The following is a 23,698-nucleotide window of genomic DNA, read 5'->3' as shown; positions in this document are numbered from 1 at the left end:
GTTTTCTCGCTTGTCCTAAGAGGTTCAATCCGTCATCGTGATGGCCATGAGCGCACCCAGCACCCGCCGCCCGGACGCCGTGGCCGCCCCCTCCCCCGCCGGCAGCCCGCCCGCCGCCGTCACCGACGCCCCCTCCGCCACCGCGCGCCGCCGCCCCGTCGTCGACTGGCGCGTCAACTGGGCGGTGCTCGCGCTCATCTGGGGCTTCAGCTTCCTGTTCATCAAGGTCGGCACCGAGGCCTACGCCCCGCTGCAGGTCGCGCTCGGCCGCATGGCGTTCGGCACCGCGGTGCTGGCCGCCGCCTTCGCCCTGAAGCGGGAGCGGCTGCCGCGCGGCGCGCGCGCCTGGGGGCACATGGCGGTCGCCGCGCTGCTGCTGAACACCCTGCCGTTCACGCTCTTCGCGTACGCGGAGCTGACGATCCCGTCGACGCTCGCGGGTATATGCAACGCCACGACCCCGCTGTGGAGCATGGTGCTGTCGGTGGTGGCGCTCTCGGACGACAAGCCGACCCGACAGCGGGTCGCGGGGGTCGGCATCGGCTTCGTCGGCGTGCTGACCGTGCTCGGCGCGTGGCAGGGCTTCTCCGGGACGGACCCGGCGGGCACCGCGATGGCGCTGGGTGCCTCCGCGAGCTACGCGGTGGGCTGGATCTACGTGCGCCGCACCCTGAGCGGCAGCGGCAACTCGGCACTGTCGATGTCCTCCGCGCAGCTGCTCCTCGGTACCGCCCAACTGGCTGTGCTGACCCCGCTGTTCACCTCCGTTCCCGCCTCGTTCCCGCTCTGGCCGACGCTGTCGGTGGTGGCGCTGGGCGCGCTGGGCACCGGGATCGCCTTCCTGCTGCAGTACGGGATCGTCGCGGAGAAGGGCCCGACGATCGCCACGATGGTCACCTACCTGATCCCGGTCATCGCGACCGCGGCCGGTGTCGCCCTGCTGAACGAGCGCCTGACGTGGAACGAGCCGGTCGGCGCCCTCGTGGTGCTCGCCGGCGCGGCGCTGACCCAGCGCCGCCCGGCGCGCTGACCCGTCAGGCCGCGCCCCGTCAGCCGAAGCGCCCGGCGCGGTGCGGGCGGACCGCGCCGGCGACCGCCTCGGCCAAGGCCGGGACCTCGTCCACCGTGACCGGCGAGACGGTGATGCGGATGCCGGGCGGGGAGTCCAGGCGGAAGCGCGCGCCGGGTGCCACGGCCCAGCCCGCCTGCAGGAGCCGCGCGACGGCCGCGGTCTCGTCCGGCACCGGGACCCAGACGTTCATGCCGCTGCGGCCGTACGCCGCGACGCCCCGGTCGGCCAGCGCCCGCACCAGGGCGTCGCGGCGCGCGGCGTAGGCGGCGGAGACGGCCGGGACGTCGACCGCGCCCGTGCGCCAGAGGTGCGCGACGGTGTGCTGCAGCAGATGGCTGACCCAGCCGGGCCCGAGCCGGTAGCGGCCGCGGACCCGGTCGACCGTGACCGGGTCGCCGGTGAGCACGGCCAGCCGCAGGTCGGGGCCGTAGGCCTTGGCGGTGGAGCGGACCAGCATCCAGTGCGCGGTGCTGCCGGCGAGCGGATGCAGGGGCAGCTCGGTCAGGCCGTTCACATGGTCGTCGTCGATGACGAGCACCTGCGGGTGGCCGCCGAGGACGGCGCGCAGTTCGCCGGCGCGCGCCGCGGAGAGCGTGGCGCCGGTCGGGTTCTGGCCGCGGTCGGTGACGATCAGCGCCCGCGCGCCCTGCCGGAGTGCGGTGTCCACGTCGTGCGGCAGCGGGCCGTCGTCGTCCACGCCGACCGGGACGGCGCGCAGCCCGAGGGCCGGGACGAGGTCGAAGACGCTGCCCCAGCCCGGGTCCTCCACCGCCACCGCGTCCCCCGGCCGCAGGTGGGCGACGAGCGCGCGCTCCATGGCGTCGAGCGAACCGGAGGTGAGCCCGACCGGGCCGGCCGGCACCCCGTCGGCGTCGAAGGCGGCCCGCGCCAGCGTGGCGAGCTCCTCCTCGACCGGGGCCTGCCCGTACAGCATGGGCTGCCGCGCGTTGCGGGCCGCAGCCTCGGCCAGCGCCTCCGCGAGCGGTGGCAGCAGCGCGGTGTCCGGATTGCCGGTGGACAGGTCCCGCACCCCGGGCGGCACCTCCAGGCGGATCTCGTCCCGCGCGGTGGTCGCCGGACGCCGCCGCACCCGGCTGCCGCGGCGGCCCGCGGTCTCGATGACGCCGCGGTCGCGCAGCAGGCGGTAGGCGGCGGCGACGGTGTTGGGGTTGACGCCGAGTCCCGCGGCGAGCTCCCGCAGCGGCGGCAGCGCGGCGCCGGGGGCGAGCGCGCCCTCCCCGATGGCCCGTTCGACGCTCGCCGCGATGTCCGCTGCGCCCCGGCCGGTGAACGTGTACTCTCCTAGCACAAACAGCATTATGCACTAGTGCAAAGGATCGTGCCATGTCCGCCACGCCCTCCGCTGCCGACGCGTACGCTCCCACCGACCGCACCGTCCCCACCCGCAGCCGCGAGCGCGCCTCGTACGACCGCGACCTGGTGCACGCGATCCTCGACGCGGACTACCTCTGCCACCTCGGCTTCGTCCGCGACGGGGCGCCGGTCGTGCTGCCGACCCTCTACGCCCGCGTCGGCGAGCGGCTCTACGTGCACGGCTCCACCGGCTCCCGTCCGCTGCGCGGCGCCGGCGAGGACACCGGGCTCCCGGTCTGCCTGACCGTGACGCACCTCGACGGGCTCGTGCTGGCCCGGTCCGCCTTCAACCACACCATCAACTACCGCTCCGTGGTGGTGCACGGGGTGGCCCGCCAGGTCACCGACCCCGCCGAGCGCTCAACCGCCCTGGACGCCCTCGTCGACCACATCGTGCCCGGCCGGGTCGCCGACTCCCGCCCCGCCAACGCGAAGGAACTGGCCGCCACCGCCGTCATCGCCCTCGACCTCCACGAGGTCTCCGCCAAGGTGCGCACCGGCGGCCCCGGCGACGACCCCGAGGACCTGACCCTCCCCCACTGGACGGGCGTGCTGCCCGTCACCCGCGCCTACGGGACGCCCGAACCCGCGGACGACCTCGACCCGTCGGTCACCGTGCCGGACTACCTCGCCGCGCGCTGAGGGGAGCCCCGAGCAGGCTCGTCCACGCCTGGGACGCCGCCGTCGACGAGGCCGGGCGGCGTGGTCCGGGCGACGAGGCCGCCCGGACCCGGCAGTCGCGCCGCCTGGCGCGGTTCGGTCAGTCGTCGATCGCCGCGCCGAACCGGGCGTTCTGGGACGGCGCGCCGATCGAGCCGCCGCCGTACGTCCAGCTCCCCGGCAGCTTCAGGCCGCCGGCACCGGCCGAGAACACCCACACCACACCGTCGTTGGTGTTCTCGCCCGGGGCCGCGACGAGCAGACCGGAGTAGCCGTCGCGGTTGGGGTCGGTGAAGGAGACCTGGGCGCCGAACTTGTCCGACTTCTCGGCGGCACCCGGGACGCCCGCGGTGTTCTGGTTGACGTCCAGGACACCGGCCGTGGTCAGGCCCCGCGCCGAACCGCGCAGCACCCACACGGCCCCCGCGTCGGCGACGCTGCCGATGTCCTCGCCGGAGGCGCCGATCGCGACGTCCGCGTACCCGTCACGGTTGACGTCCCCGACGGAGAGGTCGGAGCCGAAGCCGTCGCCGCGCTCCGAGACACCCGGCACTCCGGCGTTGTCCTGGGTCCACCACACGGGCGGGCTCCCCGGCCCCTCCTGCCCGACCGGCCCGTCCGGACTGCCGTAGTAGACGCCGACCATGCCGCCGGTCATCGACTCGCCGCCGTCGTCGGGGCTGTGCGGCTCCCCGGTGACCAGGTCGTCGAAGCCGTCGCCGTTGACGTCGCCGGAGGCGACGACGGGACCGCCGCGCAGGGCGGTGACGGGCAGCGGATCGATGTCGTCGCTGAGGAGGACGTACGACCAGCCGTAGCCCGGCTCGTCGCCCAGGCTGAGGCCGGAGACCACGAGGTCGGCCAGGCCGTTGTCGTCGTAGTCGCCGGTCGTCAGCGAGGTGGGCGCGATGCCGGGCCCTTCCGCCTGCCGGGCGAGCGGCGTGCGCCGCCGGTCCTTGAAGGGCGTGAAGGTCCCCGCCTCCCCGCCCTTGCGGGCGGCGGCCTGCGGCACGGACTCGTACTGGAAGATCGACAGCCCCACCTTGTCGATCACGGCGAGCAGGTCACCCGGGACGTAGGTGGTGAAGTGCCCGGCGGCCAGGGCGCTGCCGAACCGGTCGCCCTTCATGGGGCTGACGGACTGCAGCCAGTCGCTCGCGGCGCCGGACAGTCCCTTCGCCGAGCCCCACAGGACCACGATGCCGCCCGCGTCGGCACCGACGCCGTCCAGGTCCTCGCCGGGGATGCCGACGACGGCGTCGTCGTAACCGTCCCCGTCGAGGTCTCCGCTCGCCACTGCCTGTCCGAAGGCGTCGCCGGTCTCGGCGGCGCCGGGCACGCCGGAGGTGTTCTGGCTGAAGACCCTGGCGCTGGTGGTGACCCCCTTGGGGCCGCCGTACTGCACGGTGACGGCACCGGCGCCGGAACGGCCGCCCACAGTGGCGCCGGGCGCGCCGGTCAGCACGTCCTCGTAGCCGTCGCCGTTGAAGTCCCGGTTGCGATCGCTCGCGTGGGTGCCGCCGGGGGTCCCGGCGACGGAGGCGGGCGCGGTGGCGATGGCCGCACCCGTGATCAGGAGAAATGACGCCGCGGTGACCGCAGCCGAGCGGTTCTTGCGCATGAGCGGCTCCTTCGCTCAAGAACGACCGGGCGGTGCGGGGGTGTCCGGAAAGAGCCCGTTTCCTTCTCCGGCACGGTCTTTGACACGCCGTGGGAAGAAAGGGTTGTACGAGAAAGCGAACCCGGCACGGGGCGGCACGGGCGGCCGCCGGCGCCGTGGGTGGGTGCGGGTTCGTCTCGCGCCCTTCGGGCGCGGAGCGGCAGGCTGCGGCTGGGGAGGTGGGCGGCCGGGCCTTCGTGGCGTTGTGCGGGTCGGTTCGTGGTGGGGGTTCGGGCTCCGGAGCGGGTGGGGTTTCGGTTGGCGGGGGTCTCGTTGCCGTCCGCGGGTGCAGACGGCCGCTTCCACGCCTTCTGTGGGTGGTGGGCGCGCCCGCCGTGACCGGCGTCTGCGGGTGATTCGGGGTGCCGCCGAAGAGTCGGCGGGACATCGGGCTCGCTTTCGCCGACATGTTCGGCGGAACAGAGCCCGATGTCGGGAAAGCACCCGCAGACGCGGGTTACGGCGGGCGCGCCTCCCACGAACAGTGGGCGTGGCCACCGGCCGTCTGCGCCCGCGGACGGCGACGAGACCGAGACCGCACGAGCAACCGGCCCCGCTCCGGAGCCCGAACCCCCGCCACGAACCCAGCCGCACACCGGCGAGAAGGGCGCGCCCGCCCTCCCCGTCCGCAGCCCGCCGCTTTGCGCCCACAGGGCGCGAGACGGCCGAACGACCGGCGCTACCGCTCCAGGACGGGCGCCCGACTCTCGGGCGCGACGGTGTCGACCGGGCTTCCCGAGGCCACCACCGTGGTCGGGCCCTGCTTCTTGGCGGTCTGGGCGACGAACGCGCCGGCCAGTACGAGCGTGCCGCCGATGATCTGCGGCGTGCCGAGGTGTTCGCCGAGCAGCACCCATGCGAAGACGGTGCCGACCACCGCCTCCAGGCACGCGACGACCCCGGCCACCTGCGGCGACAGCCGGCGTACGGCGACCACACCGGTCAGGTAGGCGAGCACGGTGGCCACCAGCACGACCCAGCCCACGAGCAGGACCGCGGGCACGTCGGTCTCGCCGAGGGCCGCCTGCCGCGTGAGCACCGACCAGTCCATCGCCCAGGGGCGGGAGACCGCGGTCAGGACGACGGCGCCGATGGTGAGGCCGTACGCGATGACGGCGACCGGGTCCGGGGCGTCGTCGCCGTCGCTGCCGTGGTCGGCCAGCACGAAGTAGCTGACCTGGCAGCAGGCGGCGCCGAAGGCGAGCGCCAGGCCCAGCGGGTCGAAGGCGAGCCCGGACCACACCTCGACCACCGCGGCCATACCGCCGACGGCGAGCACGACACCGATCGCGGCGGCCTTGCTGACCGCCTTGCGCTGGACGAAGCGCACCCAGCCGAGCAGCAGCGCCGGGCCGAGGAACTCCACGAGGATCGCGACGCCGACCGGGATGCGGGATATCGCCGCGAAGTAGAGCGTCTGGACACCGGCCACACCGAGCAGCCCGAAGCCGAGCAGCAGGCCGGGGCGGCGCAGCAGGAGCGCCCGGTGCCGCAGCACCACGGGGAGCATGATGAGCGTGGCGCCGGTCACGCGCAGCCACACCACATGCAGCGGGTCGAGCCCCGCCTCGATCAGCGGCTTGGCCGCCACCCCCGAACCGCCGAACGCGAACGCGGAAACCAGCGCGAGCCAGAGCCCGGCGTTCCTCCCCTGAGACACATGCATCGGGCCATGATGTCAGCTCGCGACAGGACCGTCATCCCGGTAGCGGCTGTCGTTCTCTCCACGCTGCAGGTGCGGCCGCGCGGCCAGGACCTGCGGTTCGATCCCCGCCGACCTCAGCACCTGCGCCGCCCGGCTCCCCCGGTCGGCGACGAGCGCGGCCAGCAGGTCGGTGCCGCCGGCCCGCGGCGGCCGGGCTCCAGCCGGGCGCTTCGACGGAGGTGAGCACCGACCCGGCACCGGCCTCCTCCACCACGTCCCGCCAGGCGATGCCGTAGCCGATGGTGCGCTGCGCGAGGTAGCCGAGCACGCGTGCCACCCGCCCGCCGCCGACCGCGCCCCCCGTGCCCGCCGCCCCGTCGACGGCCTCCCGCGCCGGCGGGTCGGCCTCCAGCAGGGAGTGCAGGAGATGGGCGGTGTCGACCTGCCGGTCCCCGCCCCTCGTGGCGCGCCGCCGGGCCGCGGCGGTCACCGTGCGCAGCTCGGCACCGAGCCGCGAGTCGTTCCAGTGCACGCCCTCCACCCCATCAGGCCGCGCCGCCCCGCGGCATCGGCACACGGTCCCATTCCGCCGTCCTGCGCCGGACGGGGGCGCCCGTACGCCGTGTCCTCCTCAGGGATGACGGCGGCCCCGGAGCCGGTTCGGGGCACGGCGCCGCGGGCGGCTCAGTAGCGGACGTCGCTCTGCAGCAGCGGCGGGTACACCCCGGACGTCTCGCCGTCGACCGTGGTGCCCGCGAACTGCAGCATCGCCCGCATCGCGCCGTGCAGGGGCGCCGGGTAGCCCAGGTCCGGAGCGGACACCTCGTCCAGCCGCCGCAGGTGCTCGGGCGCGAGGACGGTGTCGAGACCCGCGAGGTTGTCCTCGAGGTGTTCCAGGCGGCGGGCGCCGACGATCGGGACGACGGTGCCCTCGCGGGCGCGCAGCCACGCCAGGGACACGGCGGCCGAGGTGGTGCCGAGTTCGTCGGCGACGGCGGCGACCGCCTCGATGACGGGGTACTCGTCCTCGCCGGGACCGCCGACGAACGCCGTACGGGCGGAGTCGGCGACCGGGCCGCCGCGCCGGTACTTGCCGGACAGGAAGCCGTTCTTCAGCGGGCTCCACGGCACGAGCGCCATGCCCTGGTCGCGGGCGAGCGGGGCGAGTTCCCCCTCCACGGTGCGGGCCAGCAGCGAGTACTCGACCTGCAGCGCGATGAGCGGCGTCCAGCCCTTGAGCAGCGCGGTGGTCTGGGCCTGCGCGGTCAGCCAGGCGGGGGTGTTGGAGAACCCGATGTAGCGGATCTTGCCGGCGCGCACCAGGTCGTCCAGGGTGCGCATCGTCTCCTCGATGGGGGTGTGTCGGTCCCAGTTGTGCAGCCAGTACAGGTCCAGGTAATCGGTCCGCAGGCGGCGCAGGGTCTCGTCGAGCTGGGCGACGATCGAACCGCGGCCCGCGCCGCCGCCGTTGGGGTCGCCGGGGAAGAGGTTGGCGAAGAACTTCGACGCCAGCACCACGTGCTCGCGTCGCCCGGGGTGGGCGGCGAACCAGTCGCCGAGGATCCGCTCCGAGTGGCCGTTGGTGTAGAAGTTCGCGGTGTCGACGAAGTTCCCGCCGCGGTCCAGGTAGGCCGCGAGGATCTTCTCGGACTCCTCGACGCTGCACCCGGCGCCGCCGGGGTCCTCGCCGAAGGTCATCGCGCCGAGGGCGAACGGGCTGACGCGCAGGCCGGATCGGCCGAGGGTGACGTAGTGGTCGAGCGGCACGGACGTGCTCCTTTGTGCGTCGGATTCTGTCCCCTCCATGCAACGGGAGGCGGCCGCCGCGGGGTAGACCGATCCGCGCGGGCTCTTGCCTGATCCTGCCGACTTCGCACGGATCGGGCTTGCCGGGTTCCCGGTGCGGATGGTTCCGTGAGGTGTGCGCACCCCACCCGGCGTCCTCCTGGACGAGCTCCGCGACCTCGTCGCGTCCCACGCCCGGCCCTCCTTGCGGACCCCGATCGACGGGCTGCTGCTGTCGCGGGTCACGACCGCCCCGCCGGACTACTCGCTGACCGAACCGCTGCTGGTCGTCATGGCCAGGGGCGGCAAGCGCCTGCTGCTCGGCGAGGAGGTGCACGACTACCGGGCGGGGCAGTATCTGCTGGTCACCGCGGTCCTGCCGGTCACCGGCCACTACCTGGACGTCAGCCCCCAGGACCCCGCACTGGGTATGGGGCTGGTCCTGCGCGCGGCCGCCATCGCCCCGCTGCTGCTGGAGGCACCGCCCGGCCGCCGGGCCCGGGGCGCGTCCGCCCCGCCCTCGATCGCCACCGGCGAGGCCGGACCCGACCTCCTCGACGCCGTGGTGCGACTGCTGCGGCTGCTCGACCGCCCGGCGGACGTCCCCGTGCTCGCCCCGATGATCGAGCGGGAGATCCTGTGGCGGCTGCTGACCGGCCCCCACGGCGCCATGGTCCGCCAGATCGGCCTGGCCGACAGCGGTCTGTCCCACGTGAGCCGGGCCATCCACTGGATCCGCGACAACTACGCGGAGCCGCTGCGGATCGACGCTCTCGCGCGCCTCGCGGGCATGAGCCCCTCCGCCTTCCACCGGCACTTCCGCGCCGTGACGACCATGAGCCCGCTGCAGTTCCAGAAGCGCATCCGCCTCCAGGAGGCCCGCTCGCTCCTCGTGGCCCGGCCCGACGACGTCGCCGGCGTCGGCCACGTCGTCGGCTACGCCAGCCCCACCCAGTTCAACCGCGAGTACCGCCGCCTGTTCGGCGCCCCGCCCGGGCAGGACGCCGCCCGCGTGCGCGCCGCCTCCGCCCCCGCGGGCCCGCGGCACCTGCCGTGAGGCCTCAGGGCCAGAGCAGCGTGCGCGTCCAGCCGCCGGGGGCGGCGGGGTCGCGGGTGTAGCGGAGGCGGACGTGGCCCTGGGCGGGTGCGGCCTGCCAGAACTCGGCGTCGTCGGCGACGAGGCGGTAGACGGTGTGGCCCTCGGGCACGTCGTCGGGGTGGGCGGCGACGTGCCCGGCGGCCCGGCGGCGCGCCTCCTCGTACGCGGTCCGGCCCTCCAGCGGGGCGCTCATCACGCCTGTGAAGCCGGCCACCCGGGAGGCCTCGCGGCGGCCGAGGAAGTCGCGGCGGGCGGCGGCGCGGTCCAGGGTCTCCACCGGTCCGTTCACCCGGATCTGCCGGCCGTGCCGCGGCCAGTACCAGGTGAGGGCGGCGCGGGGGCGGTCCGCCAGGTCGCGGCCCTTGCGGCTGGCCGCGTCCGAGGCGAAGTCGAAGGCGGGGCGGTCGAGGTCGACGCCGCGCAGCATGAGCACCCGCGCGGAGGGCCGGCCGCCGGCGTCCGCCGTGCTGAGGGTCATGACGTGCGGCTCCGGGACTCCGTCGTCCAGGGCGTACGCCAGCCAGCGGGCGAACAGCGGCCCGGGCTCGGGCCCGGCGGTCGCGGGGTCGAAGGACGGGAGGGGCCCGGCGAGTACGGGCGCGGAGCGCATGCGCTCCCGGAGGGCGTCGGCGGTCACGGGGGCCTGGTCGTCGGTCACGCACCGATCCTGGCATGCGGCCGCCCGGCGCACCGCGGTTCCGCGGTGCGCCGGGCGGCGGCGGTGGGGCCGTCAGGCCGGGAGGTGGAACTGCTGGTTGGTGCCGCCGGCGCAGGTCCAGATCTGCAGCCGGGCGCCGTTGGCGGTGGACTTGTCGGTGACGTCCAGGCACTTGCCGGAGACGGGGTTCACCAGGGTGTCCCCGCTGCCGCGCTGCCAGACCTGGGCGCCGGTGCCGTTGCAGTCGTAGAGCTGGACCTTGGTGCCGTTGGCGGTGCCGGCGGCGGTGAGGTCCATGCACTTGCCGAGGGCGCGCAGGGTGCCGTCGGTGCCCACCGTCCACTGCTGCGCGGTGGTGCCGTTGCAGTCGTACATCTGGACGGCGGTGCCGTTGGCGCTGCTCGCGGCGGCGACGTCGACGCACTTGCCGCCGAGGCCGGTGACCTGGCCGGTGGAGCCGGTGGGCGGCGGGGTGGTGCCGCCGCCGGTCACGGTGTTGAAGACGGAGGAGAACTGCCAGGCGCTCTGCGGGGTGCCGCTGCAGCTGTCGGAGAGCTGCCCGTTGGTGGCGCACGCCTTGTCGCGGCCGAGCGCCCAGAAGGCGAGTTCCTGGATGCCTTTGGACTTGGCGAAGTTGGCGAGCGTGGTGGCGTTGCCGGTGGTGAAGATCTCGCTGGTGTCGTCGTTGACCCCGATCATCGGGGTGTTGCCCTCCATCGCCCACAGCTGGGCGTCGGACTTCTCCGGCCAGATGGCGCCGAGCTGGCCGCGCAGGGCGGTGGCGGCGTCGGTGGCCGCCTTGCCCATGTCGCGGGTCCCGTCGTAGTAGTCCATCGTCATGATGTTGACGAGGTTGACGTTCAGCCCGTTGCTCTTGGCGTTGGAGAGCAGCTTCGTCCCGTTGTCGTCCAGGCCGTTGGGCATGGACGGCAGGGTGTACTGGACGTCGAGCTTGCGCCCGGCGGCCGCGTACTCCTGCTGGAGCTGGGCGAGTGCCTTGTTGCGGCGGTCGTTGGCGGCGGTGTTGGCGATCGCGCTGCCCTCGACGTCCAGGTCGATGCGGGTGAGGTTGAGGGCATCGACGACCTTCTTGTACTGGGCCTTGAGGGCGGACACCGTCGTACAGGACAGGCCGATCTCGGTGCCGGAGGCGCCGCCGAAGGAGACGATGACGTCGCCGCCCGCGGCCCGCAGCGAGTTGACCGCGGAGGTCCAGCCGGCGTCGGTGACGGGCGTGTCGCCGTTGAACATGGCGTTGCAGCCGCCGCCGTCGATGACGAAGGCGAGCGTGAAGAACTTCAGGCCCGTCGCGTTGCGGGCGTTGGTCATCGCGGAGGGCGAGTTCCAGGTCTCGACGTAGGGCGCGGCGTAGTGGGCGGGGAAGCCGGGGCCCGGGTTGGCGGCGGCGCTCGCGGAGCCGCCGGTGGCGACGACGGCGGTGGCGGCCATGGCGAGGACGGCGGGGGCCGCGGTGAGGGCTCTGACGGCGGATTTCAGCACGGGACGGCTCCTTCGTGTGCGCACCCGGGGTGCGCGTCGTGGGGGGCAAGCCGTTGAGGGTGCGGTACCGGGGTGATCGGGGGGTGGTACCGGGTGGGGGGATCTGGACAGCCGTTCATGTAGGTGAACATCGCCTCACTACATGAACAGCTGATGGCCGCAGACGTTATGGACTAGACCACCCCCGCGTCAAGACCCTTGCGTAGCCGGTTCGTTGGGCACCATGACGACCGCGGGTGGGCCTGCGGGCATGCCTGGTGGCGGGGTCGCCGCCGCCCGCCGTGCGGACGGCGGCGGCCCCGCCTGGCGTCGTCCGGCCGGGGTCAGGGACCGGAGACGAGGTTGGCCACGTTGTTCGCGGAGTTGGACGGGCCTCCGCTGTTGTTGATGACGTGGCTGATCGTGCCCGTGCCACCGAGGGAGACCGTCACCATGTTGTGGAAGCGGACCCCGGACACCGCCGGGACCTCGAAGGCCCGCTCGGCGACGACGGACGGGTTGACGTTGAAGTAGCAATAGCTGCCCAGGCCCCAGGCCTCGTGACCGGTCACCGACGGGCTGACCTTGTAGGCGTCGTAGCCCCTCGTGGAACCGTTCATCCAGGCGGCCTGGTTGGGCGGGTCGTACGGCATCTCGTTCTGGAAGAAGTACGTACGGCCGCCGTTGCCGTTCCAGATCACCTGGTGCTGTTGGTAGTGCTCCACGAACAGCCCGTACATCGTCACGTTCGTGCCGTTGACGATCAGGCCGTTGGCCGCGGTGTTGCTGTTCCAGCCCACCCCGCTGCCGTGGTCGGCGCGCCACAGCCACATGTGGTCGCCGATGACGTCCGAGCTGTTGACCACCAGGCTCTGGGTGGCCTTGCCGACGGCCGCGCCGCCGATGCGGAAGAAGACGTCGTGCAGCGAGGTCGGGTCCGCGGTGTGCCGCGCGGACGACCCGGCGGGACCGACCTGCATCAGCGTCTGCGAGTTGGTGGTGCCCGCGTCGATGAGCAGTCCGGCGATCTTGACTCCGTCGACGTCCGCGACGTTCACCGCGGTGATGCCGTTGTCCGGGATCACGGTCGCGAGTCCCAGACCGAGCACGACGGTGCCGGCGCGGTTGACGTTCAGCGCCTGGTTGAGGTGGTAGACGCCGGGCGTGAACAGCAGGTTCTTGCCCTGGGCGAGCGCGCCGTTGATGTCGGTGGCGGTGGCACCGGGCTTGACGATGAAGAACTGGTCCAGCGGCAGCGAGCTGCCCGCCGGGTTGCCGCCCGCCCAGGTCGTGCCCTGGGTGTTGGTGCGCAGCGAGGGGACGAAGACCTTGTAGGCGCCGGCCGAGTCCACGTACAGGAACGGCTTCTCACGGGTCACCGGGGACTGCGCCACGGTGGTGTAGGGCGGGTTCGGGAAGCTGTTCGAGGGCGCGTTGACGTCACCGACGAAGACCATGTTCCAGTTCGAGCCGGTCCAGCTGCCCCACTGGCTGTTCCGCGACAGCCACTGCTGCTGCGAGCCGGAGCGCACCTGGCCGTCGATCTTGGAGTCGGCGATCAGACCGCCGCTGGACCAGCCGCCGTCGTCCAGCTGCAGGTTGCCGCGGACGTGCATCCGGCGGTACGGGGCCGCCTGCGAGACCGCCCAGCGGTCGGTGCCGCCGGAGGGGTTGACGGAGAGGTTCTCCGCCGAGCGCCAGAAGTTCTGGGTCGCGTTGCCCTGGAACCAGTCGGCCTCGGCGTGCACCGCGCCGTTGATCGTCACGTCGTCCGGCGACAGGCCCAGGCCCGCGACCTGCGTGTAGAAGCCTACGTTGGCGTCGACGCTGTAGCTGCCGGGCTTGAAGAGCAGGGCGTAGCGCTGGGCACCGAACTGGTTGGACTCCTGCTGCCCGAAGACCTGGTTGAGCCGGCCCTGGATCGAAGCCGAGGACATCGACGGGTCGAACACCGAGACGTTCGGGCCGAAGTCGGGGGTGCCCGGCGGGTTCTGCGGGGAGTCGGTGGAACCCAGGCTGAAGGACTGCGCGCTCGTGCCGTTGCAGGTGTACTGCTGGATACGGGCGGCGTCGGCGACCGACGCGGAGGGGACGTCGAGGCACTTGCCGCTGTTGCGGTTCACGAAGTGGTAGGTCCCGCCGGCCTCCTCGACCGGCAGCCACTGCTGGTTAGCGCCGCCCGAGTACGACCAGAGCTGGACCGGTGCGGCGTCCGCAGTGGAGACGTCGGTGACGTCCCAGGCCTTGCTCGCGTCGTTGCGGTTGTTGACGCGGACGTAGCCGTCGCTGGTCGGCTGGAACTGCCACTGCTGCGCGGTGGTGCCGTTGCACGCGTACTGCTGGACCGCGGTGCCGTCGGCGGTGCCCGCGGCGGCGGCGTCGACGCACTTGCCGCTGTGCTTGGCGGCGACGGTCACCCAGCCGGTGGGGAGGGCTGCGGCCTGGGCCTGCGGGGCGGTCAGCACGACGGCGGACAGCCCCGAGGCGAAAAGCCCGGCGAGCGCGAGCGGTACGACGCGGCGCCGGACCCGGCCGCGTCCGGTCACGCCGCGGGGCGGGGCTCCGAGGGTTCTCATGGATGACTCCTGTTGCCGCGCGGGGCGCGGCGCCGTGGGGGGTGGGAGCGGGCATGCCGAAGCGTGCGACGGCATGGCGGGGCAGGGCAGGGCGGAGGTGGGGGGTGGCCGGGCGCACGCGCCCGGCCATGCGACAGCAGCTCAAAGGTCGGAACGACCTTTCTTCACGGCGTGAAGTTAGGCTTCTGCAGCGGACACGTCAAGAGGTCGCGCTACGGATTCCGAACGCCGCCGGACGCGTGGCAGGGCGCGAACTCATCGGCGGGCAGGGATGTCCGCGCAGTTGGCGACCGGTACGGCACCGCGCGGCCGGCAGGTTCGAGGGGACCCGGGCCGGACAACACTTGAACGCGCCCCGCCCACGGAACCGCCTCGCCGGGTCCGCGCCCCCGGACCCCTCGTCCGGAGCCGCCGATCAACGGAAGCCACCTGCACGGACATTACTGGTCTGTACCAAAGTCTTGACTGCACCCTTCCTTCACTCCTTAAATCACGAGTTGAAGAAGGCCTCCCCACCGCCTCCCCCCACCACCTCCCCACCGCGTCTCCCCCTCTCCGCTCCCCCACCGGCGCCCCCCACACGCGCCCGCCGACCGGGAAGGACCTCCCCCCATGACCCGTGCCACGACCGCCGCCAGGCGCGTCGCCGCCCGCCTGCTACTGCTGCTCGCCGTCCTCATCGGGGCCGTCGCCGCTCCCGCCACGTCCGCCCCCGCCGCGGCCCCCTTCAAGGTGCTCGCCTTCTACAACGGCACCTGGGACGCGGCCCACATCAACTTCGTCAAGGAAGCCAACCAGTGGTTCCCGCAGGCCGGGGCCGCCAACGGCTTCACGTACACCTCGACGACCAACTGGAACCTGCTGACCGACGCCAACGCGCTGAAGCAGTACCAGGTCGTCCTGTTCCTGGACGACGCCCCGCAGAGCGCCGCCCAGCGCTCCGGCTTCGAGACGTACATGCGCGGTGGCGGCGGCTGGATGGGCTTCCACGTCTCGGCCTGGACGGACAACGCGCAGAGCTGGCCCTGGTACTACAACCAGTTCCTCGGCAGCGGGAACTTCCGCTCCAACACCTGGGGCCCGACGACCGCCACCCTGCGCGTCGAGGACCGCACCCACCCCTCCACCTCGCACCTGCCGGCGACGTTCACCTCGTCGGTGAGCGAGTGGTACAGCTGGAGCAACGACCTGCGCAACAACCCGGACATCGACGTCCTGGCGTCCGTCGACCCGGTCAGCTTCCCCCTGGGCACCGACCCCAACCAGACGTGGTACAGCGGCTACTACCCGATCCTGTGGACCAACACCAAGTACCGCATGCTGTACGCCAACTTCGGCCACAACGCGATGAACTACGACACGAACACCGGGCTGTCGTCGACCTTCGCCAGCGCCACCCAGAACACCTTCCTCCTCGACGGACTCAAGTGGCTCGGCACCGGCTCCACGGGTGACCCCGCCCCCACCGACCCGATCTCCGAGACCTCCTGGTACTCCCTGGTCAACGCCGGCAGCGGCCGCTGCGTGGACGCCCGTGCCGCCGGCACGGCCAACGGCACCGCGGTCCAGCAGTACACCTGCAACTCCACCACCGCGCAGGACTTCCGCGTGCTGTCCACCGACAGCGGCTACACGCGCCTGGCCGCCCGCAACGACACCACGAAGGCCGTGGACGTCACGGACGTCTCCACCGCCGACAACGCCGCACTCCAGCTCTGGACGTACGGCGGCGGCGCCAACCAGCAGTGGAAGCCCGTCGCCGAGTCCGGCGGCCGCTATCACTTCACCGCCCGCCACAGCGGCAAGTGCCTCACCGCCCCCACCGGCGACCCGAGCGGCACCCAGCTGGTCCAGCGCACCTGCGACGGCTCGGCCGCGCAGTCCTTCCAGCTCGTCGTCCGTCCCTGACCCGGGCGACGGGATCCCGGTGCCGCCCCGCCCCCACGAGGGCCGGGGCGGCACCTCCGCGTCCGGCTCCGCGCACCCGCTCCCAGCATCTCTGACGGTTCATCAGTATTGAAACTTCCGGTCGCGGCGGTTACGTTCCGCTCACCCGCCGACGCAAGGGAGTGTGGTCGTATGGCCGAGGTCTCCGCACAGGCCCGCATCGCGGCTCCGGCCGAGAAGGTCTGGCGCACCCTCACCGACTTCAGCTCGCACACGCAGTGGAGCACCACCCACACCGGCTTCCCCGACGGCGGTCCGGAGCCGCTGGAGACGGGCGCGACCTACCGGGAGAACATGAAGCTGATGGGGTTCCCCGCCGAGGTGAACTGGGAGGTCACGTCGGTGGACCCCGGCCGCGGGTTCGAGATCACCGGCAAGGGCCCGATGGCCGTGGACCTGCTCACCCGCTACAGCCTGACACCGGACGGCGACCGGACCGACGTCCGCATCGACGGCTCCTTCAACGGCGCGGCCGTCGCCCTCATGGCGGGCAAGCTCAAGGACACCGCCACCGCGGCCCTCAACGAGTCGCTGCGCAAGCTCGCCGGTCTCGTCGAATAGCCCGGGACCGGCCGGGACGACCCGGATGCCGGGAACCGCGGGTGGCGTGACCCCCGCGGCCCCGGCATCCGGCATCCGCCGCCTAACGCAGCACCGCGTCGGCGCTCTTGTCCCCCACCGTGAAGGTGTACGTCCCGCGCTCGACCCGCGGCGTTCCCGCGCCGTCGATGTCGCCCGGCGTCACGGCGAGCGCGCCGCGCGCGAAGTCGAGCCGGACGGTCCGCTTCTCGCCCGCCTTCAGGTGGACCTTGGTGAAGGCGACCAGCTTGCGCGCCGGCCACAGCACCTGGCTGACCGCCCGCGAGGCGTAGACCGGGACCACCAGGTCGCCGTCCCGTGCGCCGGTGTTGGCCACGGTCACCTTGACGCCCTTGGCGTCGGCGGTGAGGGCGTCGTAGGAGTACGTCGTGTAGGACAGGCCCGACCCGAAGGGGTAGAGCGCGTCGTAGGTCGACTCCGGGCCGCCGTTCGTGCCCGGCAGCTGCTGGTAGTACATGGGCTCGTTGCCGATCGCCTTCGGCCAGGAGACGGGCAGCCGCCCGCTCGGGTCGGCCTTGCCGAACAGCACGTCGGCGACGGGGCCGCCGCCCTCGGTGCCGGGCAGCCAGGACATCAGCAGGCCGTCGGTGCCCGCCGCGTCGCCCAGGACCAGCGGACGGCCCGCGACGACCACGGCGACGACGGGCCTGCCGCTCGCCTTCAGCGCCTTGACCAGCGCCTGCTGGTCTGCGGACAGCTCGGGCCGCGGGCTGTCGGCGGCGCCTTCGGCGGCGGCCTTCTCGCCGACCACGACGACGGTCAGATCCGCGTTCTTCGCCTGCGCCACCGCGTCGTCCGCGGTGGCGGCCCGTACGACCTCGGTGCCGGCGGGGGCCGCCGCGCGGATGCCCTCCAGGATGGTCGTGCCGGGCAGTTCGACGCCCTCGGGCACGCCCTGCCAGCCGATCGTCCAGCCGCCGGCCTGGTCGTTGATGTCCTCCGCGTACGAGCCCGCCACCACGATCCGCTTCGCGTCCGCGCGCACCGGCAGCACGCCGCCCTCGTTGCGGAGCAGCACCTGCGACTCGGCCGCGGCCCGCCGCGCGAGGGCGGCGTCGGCGCCGAGCACCGCCTTGTCGGCCTTGGCGGGGTCCACGTACGGGTGCTCGAAGAGACCGAGCTCGAACTTCAGCCGCAGAATGCGCCCGACGGCCTCGTCGATGCGCCGCGTGGACACGAGCCGGCGGTCGACGGCCGTCTTCAGGCCGGTGCTCCACTCCTTGGCGAAGTACGGCTCCATCGCCATGTCGAGGCCCGCGTTGACGGCGAGGGCGATCGCCTCCGGGTAGTCCGCGGCGATCCGGTACCGGGTCTGGAGGGCGCGCACGTCCTCCCAGTCGCTGACGGTGACGCCCTTGAAGCCCCACTGCTGGCGCAGCACCTTCGTCAGCAGGTACGTCGAGGCGGTGGCCGGTACGCCGTTGACGGCGCCGGAGTTGACCATCACGGTCTTGGCGCCGGCCTGGACGGCCTGGCGGTAGGAGGGCAGGAGGGTGTCCTGGAGGTAGCGGACGGAGACGTCGGCGGGGACGCGGTCGTGGCCGTTGGCGGGCTCGGAGTAGCCGCCGTAGTGCTTGACGCTGGCGGCGACGCGCTTGGACCCGCCGGCGTGCTCGATGCCGCGGACGGCGGAGGCCGCCAGGGTGCCGGCGAGGAGCGGGTCCTCGCCGTACGTCTCGTAGTAGCGGCCCCACCGCTGGTCGCGGGCGAGGTCGGCCACGGGGGCGAAGTTCCAGTCGATGCCGGTGGCGGCCACGGCGCGGGCGGTGGCCGCGGCGGATTCCCCGACCGTGCGCGGGTCCCAGGTGGCGCCGAGGCCGATCTGGTGCGGGAAGACGGTGGCGCCGAGCACGTTGTTGTGCCCGTGCACCGCGTCCACCCCGTACAGGACGGGGATGTGCAGGCGCGTCTTGGTGACGGCGTACTTCTGCACGGCGTTGACCATCTTCGCCCAGTCCTGGGGGGTGTTCCTGGCCGGGGTCATCCCGCCGCCGGAGATCACCGAGCCGACGGGGTAGTCGGCCAGGACGGTCTTCATGCAGCTCTCGTTGAGCTCCCCGCCGCTCCACTCGCAGTCGCCCTGCATGCGGGCGACCGCGATCTGGTCCATCTGACCGATCTTCTCCTGCAGGGTCATCCGCCCCAGCAGGTCCTTGACGCGCAGTTCCACGGGCGCGCCGGCCCGGGTGTAGACGGGCCCGTCGGCACGGGCGGGTACGGAGGCGACCGCGGCGGCGCAGGCGGCCGCGGTCGAGAGGACGAGGAGGCTTCTCAACCGGTTGCGGATGAGGCGTGCGCGCGGTTCGTTCGCTGGCATGGCAGGCATCCCGTTCCTGATCCGGGCCCTTCCGGGCACTGGCCGTAAACGTTTCCGGCTGCTGTCGCACCCGACAGACTGACGCTGACATGACATATCGTCAAGTGTGTGACCGTGCTGCGATCCCAAGAGGACCCCTCGTCCGCACCCCCGCCCGGGGCCGGCCCCCCGATCACCCTGCGCGAACTCGCGCGGCGCAGCGGGGTGTCCACCGCGACCGTCTCCCGCGCACTCAACGGCCGGGCCGAGGTCAGCCAGTCCACCCGCGAGCGCATCCGGCGGCTGGCCGGCGAACTGGGCTACGCGCCCAACGAGCCCGCCCGCACCCTGGTACGGCGCCGCTCCGACACCATCGGACTGCTGTGGGACACCGGCCACGAGTCCCGCGGACTCCACCACCCCTTCCTGCAGGGCCTGCTGGCCTCGGTGCGCACCGCCCTGTCCGAGGCGGGCTACCACCTCATGCTGCTCACGACGGCCGGGCCGCAGGAACCGGAGTCGACGTACGTCCAGGCCGTGCGGCGGCACAGCCTGGAGGGCGTGATCGCGATGGGCCGGCCCGCCGACGACCGCGCCCTGCGTGCGCTGGCGGCCTCGGGCATCCCCTGCGCCGGGCTCGACGTCGCCCTGGACGGCCCGCGTACCGTCGGCGTCGCCTCCGACAACACCGGCGGGGCGGAGGCGGCCGTCGCCCACCTGCACTCCCTCGGCCACCGCCGGATCGCCACCGTCACCGGCCCACCGGAACTCACGCCCGCCGCCGAGCGGTTGGCCGGCTTCCGCGCGGCCTGCGCGCGCCTCGGGCTCGCGGTGCCGCAGGAGTACGTCGCCGCCGGGGACTTCTTCCTGGACAGCGGGCGGCACGCCGTCCGTCGGCTGCTCGCCCTGCCCGAGCCGCCGACGGCGCTTTTCGCCGCCGGCGACATGATGGCGATCGGCGCCCTGCACGCCGTCGCCGACGCGGGCCTGTCCGTTCCCGGGGACCTGGCGGTCGTCGGCTTCGACGACATCGACGCGGCCACCCTCGTGCGCCCCGCGCTCACCACCGTCGCCCAGGACGACCGCGCCCTCGGCACCGCGGCCGTCGCGGCGCTGTGCGAGCTGCTCGGGCCGGAAGCCGTACACCCGCTGCCGCCGCGGGTGCTGCCGACGCGGCTGGTCGTCCGCGGGACGTGCGGGGCGCGGCGGGAGGCCGCCGGGAACCAAGGTTGCGCAAAGGATGCGGAAGCGGTGAAACCGGACGGGCCGTAGCGGAGTCACATCCAGTGTGCGCCCGGCGCACGCGTCACTCGGCTCCCGGACCGAACAGGGAGGATCCGATGGGGCACCACCGAGCCGCCTCCGCGGCGGGCCTCGCGGCCCTGGCCCTCGCCTGCGGCGCGGGCCCATCCGCGGCCGCGACACCAGGCACCCCGGTCGCCCGGTGCGCCGCGAAGGACCTCGCGGCCTCCGTACGGGCAATCGACGCGGGCGCGGGCAACCGCTACGCCGCGCTCGTCCTCACCAACACCTCACGCACCGCCTGCACCACCCGCGGCTACGTCGGTCTCCAACTCACCGGGCCCGACGGGGCGAAGGTCCCGACCCGCGTCGTGCGCGACACCTCGCAGGCGGCCGCGGACCTCACGGTGGCCCCGGGCGGGCGGCTGGGCGCGGCTGCACTGGGGCGCCGTCCCCTCGGGCTCCGAACCCGTCACCGGCCCCTGCGAACCGACGGCGCGGACCGTCCGCGTCATCCCGCCCGACCGCCACGACGCCGCGACCGCGCCGTGGACCGCGGGAGCGGTCTGCGCGGGCGGCCGGATCGACGTGCTCCCCCTGGCACCCGGGGCGGGCCCTTCGTCCTGACCGGTCGTCACCCATAGGTGGACGATGCGGCATTGATCCGTTCTGCCCGGGTACGGTGTCGCTTGCGCCGGCCGTGCCGGGCCGACGGACCGACAGGGGAGCCCCGCCCATGCAGATCGCCCGCACCGCCGCCGCCCTTGCGCTCGCCTTGCTCGCCACCGCCGCCACGGCCTGCGACCCCGTCGGCGGCGGTACGACCGGCGACGGCCGGGCCCCCGCGAGCACCCCCGCCACGACCGCGTCGGCCGACCTGCCCTCGTTCGCCGGCATGGGCCTGCAGGCCGCCCAGGACAAGGCCCAGTCGCTGGGCTTCTACCGCCTGGACTCGCACGACGCGCTGGGCCGCGGCCGCGACCAGATCTGGGACCGCGACTGGAAGATCTGCTTCCAGCGCCCGGCCCCGGGCAGCCGGCCCGCCACCGGCACCGTCGACTTCGGCGCCGTCAAGCGCGAGGAGTCCTGCCCCGCCCGGGACGCCTCCCCGCCCGCCTCGGCGGGAGCGACGATGCCCGACCTGACGGGCACCTCCGTGAAGGTGGCCCGTACGACGCTCACCACTTCGACCGGCGTCACCGCGGAGGACGCCTCCGGGCAGGACCGCTTCGTCCTCGTGGAGAGCAACTGGAAGGTGTGCTCGCAGTCACCCGCCGCCGGCGGCCGACTCACGGGGCAGCCGGTCGTCTTCAAGGCCGTGAAGTTCGGCGAGGCCTGCCCCTAGACATCGGATGCCGACGGGCGCATGTCCGTCGCGGCGCGTGGAGGCTCCTGGAGGCGGTCGCCGCCCGTGTTGCGGGGCGGGCCCTGGAGAGGCGGCTGTCCCGCCGTCTCGCGCCCTTCGGGCGCAGGAGCGGGGCTGGTGTTCGTACGGTTCCGGGCTCGTCGCCGTCCGCGGGTGCAGACGGCCGGTGGTCACGGGTGGCACGCCCGCCGTGACCGGCGTCCGCAGATGCTTCCGCGATGTCGGGCCGCCCGGCAGCACCTCGAGTCACCAGCAGACGCGGGTCACGGCGGGCGCGCCCACCACCGGCACTAGGCGTGGAAGCGGCCGTCCGCACCCGCGGACGGCAACGAGACCCCCGCCACCGGAAACGCCCCCGCTCCGGAGCCTGAACCCCGGCCGCCCACCCGCCCACGGCACCACGACGTGCGTCCCGGGCCACCGACGTACAAAGGGGTCAGTCCTCGTCGGCGAGGATCAGGTAGAGCTTCTTGCGGGCCTCGTTGACCACGGTCAGGGCCTTGTCGCGCTGCTCGGGCGTACCGGTCGCCCAGACCTGCCGGAAGGCGTCGACCAGGCCGGCGCCCGCCTTGCGGATCTCGTTCATGGCCTCCCAGTCGATGCCGCGCCCGGCCTCCTCCCAGGGGGCGTCGGCGCCCGCCTCGGCCTCGGTGCGTCCGGCCTCGGTGAGCGTGAAGAGCTTCTTGCCGCCTTCCGACGCGCTGGTGATCAGGCCCTCGTCCTCGAGCAGTTGCAGTGTCGGGTAGACCGAGCCGGGGCTCGGCTTCCACGCGCCGCCGCTGCGCTCGGCGATCTCCTGGATCATCTCGTAGCCGTGCATGGGCCGGTCGGCGAGCAGCGCCAGGATGGAGGCGCGCACATCGCCGCGCCTCGCCCGACCCCGCGGGCCTCCCCTGCCGCCCCGCCCGCCGTGCCACGGCCCGGGCCCCCAGGGCCCCCCGCCGAACGGCGGTCCGAACGGGCCGAACGCCGCGCGCCGCCCCTCCTGCTCATGGTCGCCGCGGCCGTGATGGCCGGGTCCGAAGTGTCCGTGTCCATGGGAACGCATGATGACGCTCCTTCCATCGTCGTACGGTCGCGATACCTCAACGATATATCGGCAACAGTCGCAGAGCAAGGCCCTTCGACCTGCGGAGCTGTCGTCTGTCCCAGCGAAGATGCACCGGTCTCACCGAAGATTGACGACAACGTGGGTGGCAGGTCTTGTCCGTGCCCGAAGCGGTAGTTGCGACGACAGGGCGCGGCCCCGCGAGTGCGGCACCCGGGTACGGCATAAGCTCGGCAGATGGCGAAGTACTTCGACGTGCACCCCGAGAACCCCCAGCCGCGCAGCATCGCCCAGGTCGCCGACGCGGTGCGGTCGGGAGGACTCATCGCATACCCCACCGACTCCTGTTACGCGCTGGGCTGCCGGCTGGGCAGCAGGGACGGCATGGACCGGATCCGTTCGATCCGCCACCTCGACGACCGGCACCACTTCACGCTGATGTGCCGGGACTTCGCGCAGCTGGGCCAGTTCGTGCAGGTGGACAATGACGTGTTCCGGGCCGTGAAGGCGTCCACGCCCGGCAGCTACACCTTCATCCTCCCGGCCACCCGTGAGGTGCCGCGCAAGCTGCTGCACCCGAAGAAGAAGACCGTGGGTGTGCGCATCCCGGACCATGTGGTCACCCAGGCGCTGCTGGCCGAAATGGGCGAGCCGCTGCTGTCCAGCACACTGCTGCTGCCTGACGAGGAGGAGCCGATGACTCAGGGCTGGGAGATCAAGGATCGGCTCGATCACGTGGTGGATGCCGTGGTCGACTCCGGGGACTGCGGCACCGAGCCGACGACGGTGGTCGACTTCTCCGGCGGCGTGGCAGAGATCGTACGGCGGGGCGCGGGAGACACCTCGCGGTTCGAGTGAGGCCGCGAGGCCGATCAAGAAGGTATGGATCTTGCCTGCAGCATGAGACGTGCATGCCGCGCCGATGACACCAGCCCCCGCCGCGTAGCAGTCACTGCAGGTCAGGGCCCAGCTAGGGTACGCGAGGCCTCATCACCGTTTGCCCGCACAGGTGTAGCCACCGTCGCCCCGCCCCTCGCAGCCTCAACAGTTGCAGGCGTTCCTGTGCGCATGGCTCCGAGGGAGCGGCCTCGCAGCGAGTGGTGTACCGCGCCGACTTCCCGCACAGGGTTCCGCGCGCGCCCACCGCGTGCTCGACGCCAGGGGCACCGTTCACCTCGCGGGCACCGAATC

The 23,698-nt window shown here is 73.2% G+C and carries 18 protein-coding genes and 1 pseudogene; 9 read left to right on the top strand and 10 right to left on the bottom strand.

The annotated features are described in order from the left end of the window. The first annotated feature begins 40 nt into the window (after positions 1 to 40). Positions 41 to 1,030, top strand: coding sequence for a DMT family transporter (locus tag CHF15_RS16345; RefSeq protein ID WP_089224538.1), 990 nt, complete (start codon positions 41 to 43; stop codon positions 1,028 to 1,030). 19 nt (positions 1,031 to 1,049) lie between these two features. Here the strand turns inward: CHF15_RS16345 and CHF15_RS16340 are convergent, their stop codons facing one another. Next, positions 1,050 to 2,390: an aminotransferase class I/II-fold pyridoxal phosphate-dependent enzyme gene (locus CHF15_RS16340; RefSeq protein ID WP_089224537.1), complete on the bottom strand. Its 1,341-nt coding sequence runs from the start codon at positions 2,388 to 2,390 to the stop codon at positions 1,050 to 1,052. Between the two features lie 26 nt (positions 2,391 to 2,416). Between CHF15_RS16340 and CHF15_RS16335 the strand changes: the two genes are divergently transcribed. Beyond that, complete coding sequence (locus CHF15_RS16335; RefSeq protein WP_089224536.1) at positions 2,417 to 3,088, top strand: pyridoxamine 5'-phosphate oxidase family protein; 672 nt, start codon at positions 2,417 to 2,419, stop codon at positions 3,086 to 3,088. Positions 3,089 to 3,206: 118 nt separating this feature from the next. Here CHF15_RS16335 and CHF15_RS16330 read toward each other — a convergent pair whose 3' ends face one another. The 4 genes and pseudogenes from CHF15_RS16330 to CHF15_RS16315 all read right to left on the bottom strand — a co-directional run bounded on the left by CHF15_RS16330 (position 3,207) and on the right by CHF15_RS16315 (position 8,178). Beyond that, the gene (locus CHF15_RS16330) at positions 3,207 to 4,727 is read right to left on the bottom strand and encodes an FG-GAP repeat protein (protein ID WP_089224535.1); all 1,521 of its coding nucleotides are present in this window, start codon (positions 4,725 to 4,727) and stop codon (positions 3,207 to 3,209) included. A gap of 718 nt (positions 4,728 to 5,445) precedes the next feature. After that, on the bottom strand, positions 5,446 to 6,432 hold the full coding sequence (locus tag CHF15_RS16325) for an EamA family transporter (protein WP_089224534.1): 987 nt from the start codon (positions 6,430 to 6,432) through the stop codon (positions 5,446 to 5,448). Between the two features lie 12 nt (positions 6,433 to 6,444). After that, positions 6,445 to 6,901: pseudogene (locus CHF15_RS16320) on the bottom strand (Clp protease N-terminal domain-containing protein). A 194-nt stretch (positions 6,902 to 7,095) separates the two neighbouring features. Next, positions 7,096 to 8,178 carry an aldo/keto reductase gene (locus CHF15_RS16315; protein ID WP_089224533.1) on the bottom strand — a complete coding sequence of 361 codons (1,083 nt, stop codon included), beginning with the start codon at positions 8,176 to 8,178 and terminating at the stop codon, positions 7,096 to 7,098. A 154-nt stretch (positions 8,179 to 8,332) separates the two neighbouring features. On the opposite strand from CHF15_RS16315, the gene CHF15_RS16310 reads away from it, so the two are divergent. After that, complete coding sequence (locus CHF15_RS16310) at positions 8,333 to 9,253, top strand: AraC family transcriptional regulator (protein WP_089224532.1); 921 nt, start codon at positions 8,333 to 8,335, stop codon at positions 9,251 to 9,253. Positions 9,254 to 9,257: 4 nt separating this feature from the next. On the opposite strand, the gene CHF15_RS16305 is transcribed toward CHF15_RS16310, so the two are convergent. The 3 genes from CHF15_RS16305 to CHF15_RS16295 all read right to left on the bottom strand — a co-directional run bounded on the left by CHF15_RS16305 (position 9,258) and on the right by CHF15_RS16295 (position 14,008). Continuing rightward, positions 9,258 to 9,953 (bottom strand): pyridoxine/pyridoxamine 5'-phosphate oxidase, encoded by a 696-nt coding sequence (locus CHF15_RS16305; protein ID WP_179279823.1) that lies wholly within the window; start codon positions 9,951 to 9,953, stop codon positions 9,258 to 9,260. 72 nt (positions 9,954 to 10,025) lie between these two features. After that, positions 10,026 to 11,453: a chitinase gene (locus CHF15_RS16300; protein WP_089224531.1), complete on the bottom strand. Its 1,428-nt coding sequence runs from the start codon at positions 11,451 to 11,453 to the stop codon at positions 10,026 to 10,028. A gap of 323 nt (positions 11,454 to 11,776) precedes the next feature. After that, positions 11,777 to 14,008, bottom strand: coding sequence for an RICIN domain-containing protein (locus CHF15_RS16295; RefSeq protein WP_089224530.1), 2,232 nt, complete (start codon positions 14,006 to 14,008; stop codon positions 11,777 to 11,779). Positions 14,009 to 14,620: 612 nt separating this feature from the next. Here CHF15_RS16295 and CHF15_RS16290 point away from each other — a divergent pair. Continuing rightward, complete coding sequence (locus tag CHF15_RS16290) at positions 14,621 to 15,916, top strand: ThuA domain-containing protein (RefSeq protein WP_089224529.1); 1,296 nt, start codon at positions 14,621 to 14,623, stop codon at positions 15,914 to 15,916. Positions 15,917 to 16,087: 171 nt separating this feature from the next. Beyond that, the gene (locus CHF15_RS16285; RefSeq protein ID WP_089224528.1) at positions 16,088 to 16,516 is read left to right on the top strand and encodes a type II toxin-antitoxin system Rv0910 family toxin; all 429 of its coding nucleotides are present in this window, start codon (positions 16,088 to 16,090) and stop codon (positions 16,514 to 16,516) included. Between the two features lie 82 nt (positions 16,517 to 16,598). On the opposite strand, the gene CHF15_RS16280 is transcribed toward CHF15_RS16285, so the two are convergent. Next, positions 16,599 to 18,872, bottom strand: a complete 2,274-nt coding sequence (locus CHF15_RS16280; RefSeq protein ID WP_089224527.1) for a glycoside hydrolase family 3 N-terminal domain-containing protein — start codon at positions 18,870 to 18,872, stop codon at positions 16,599 to 16,601. Between the two features lie 108 nt (positions 18,873 to 18,980). On the opposite strand from CHF15_RS16280, the gene CHF15_RS16275 reads away from it, so the two are divergent. From CHF15_RS16275 to CHF15_RS16265, 3 genes are all read left to right on the top strand, one after another. Then, the gene (locus CHF15_RS16275; RefSeq protein WP_220093297.1) at positions 18,981 to 20,123 is read left to right on the top strand and encodes a LacI family DNA-binding transcriptional regulator; all 1,143 of its coding nucleotides are present in this window, start codon (positions 18,981 to 18,983) and stop codon (positions 20,121 to 20,123) included. Between the two features lie 68 nt (positions 20,124 to 20,191). Continuing rightward, positions 20,192 to 20,737, top strand: coding sequence for a DUF4232 domain-containing protein (locus CHF15_RS16270; protein ID WP_089224526.1), 546 nt, complete (start codon positions 20,192 to 20,194; stop codon positions 20,735 to 20,737). Between the two features lie 92 nt (positions 20,738 to 20,829). Continuing rightward, on the top strand, positions 20,830 to 21,438 hold the full coding sequence (locus CHF15_RS16265) for a PASTA domain-containing protein (RefSeq protein ID WP_089224525.1): 609 nt from the start codon (positions 20,830 to 20,832) through the stop codon (positions 21,436 to 21,438). Positions 21,439 to 21,895: 457 nt separating this feature from the next. Here CHF15_RS16265 and CHF15_RS16260 read toward each other — a convergent pair whose 3' ends face one another. Beyond that, on the bottom strand, positions 21,896 to 22,507 hold the full coding sequence (locus CHF15_RS16260) for a PadR family transcriptional regulator (RefSeq protein ID WP_089224524.1): 612 nt from the start codon (positions 22,505 to 22,507) through the stop codon (positions 21,896 to 21,898). A gap of 237 nt (positions 22,508 to 22,744) precedes the next feature. Between CHF15_RS16260 and CHF15_RS16255 the strand changes: the two genes are divergently transcribed. Then, positions 22,745 to 23,365 (top strand): L-threonylcarbamoyladenylate synthase, encoded by a 621-nt coding sequence (locus CHF15_RS16255; RefSeq protein ID WP_179279822.1) that lies wholly within the window; start codon positions 22,745 to 22,747, stop codon positions 23,363 to 23,365. Positions 23,366 to 23,698: the final 333 nt, after the last annotated feature.

Origin of the sequence: Actinacidiphila glaucinigra, from assembly GCF_900188405.1 — a bacterium.
GTDB lineage: Bacteria > Actinomycetota > Actinomycetes > Streptomycetales > Streptomycetaceae > Actinacidiphila > Actinacidiphila glaucinigra.
This window is presented reverse-complemented; position numbering and strand designations above follow the sequence as displayed.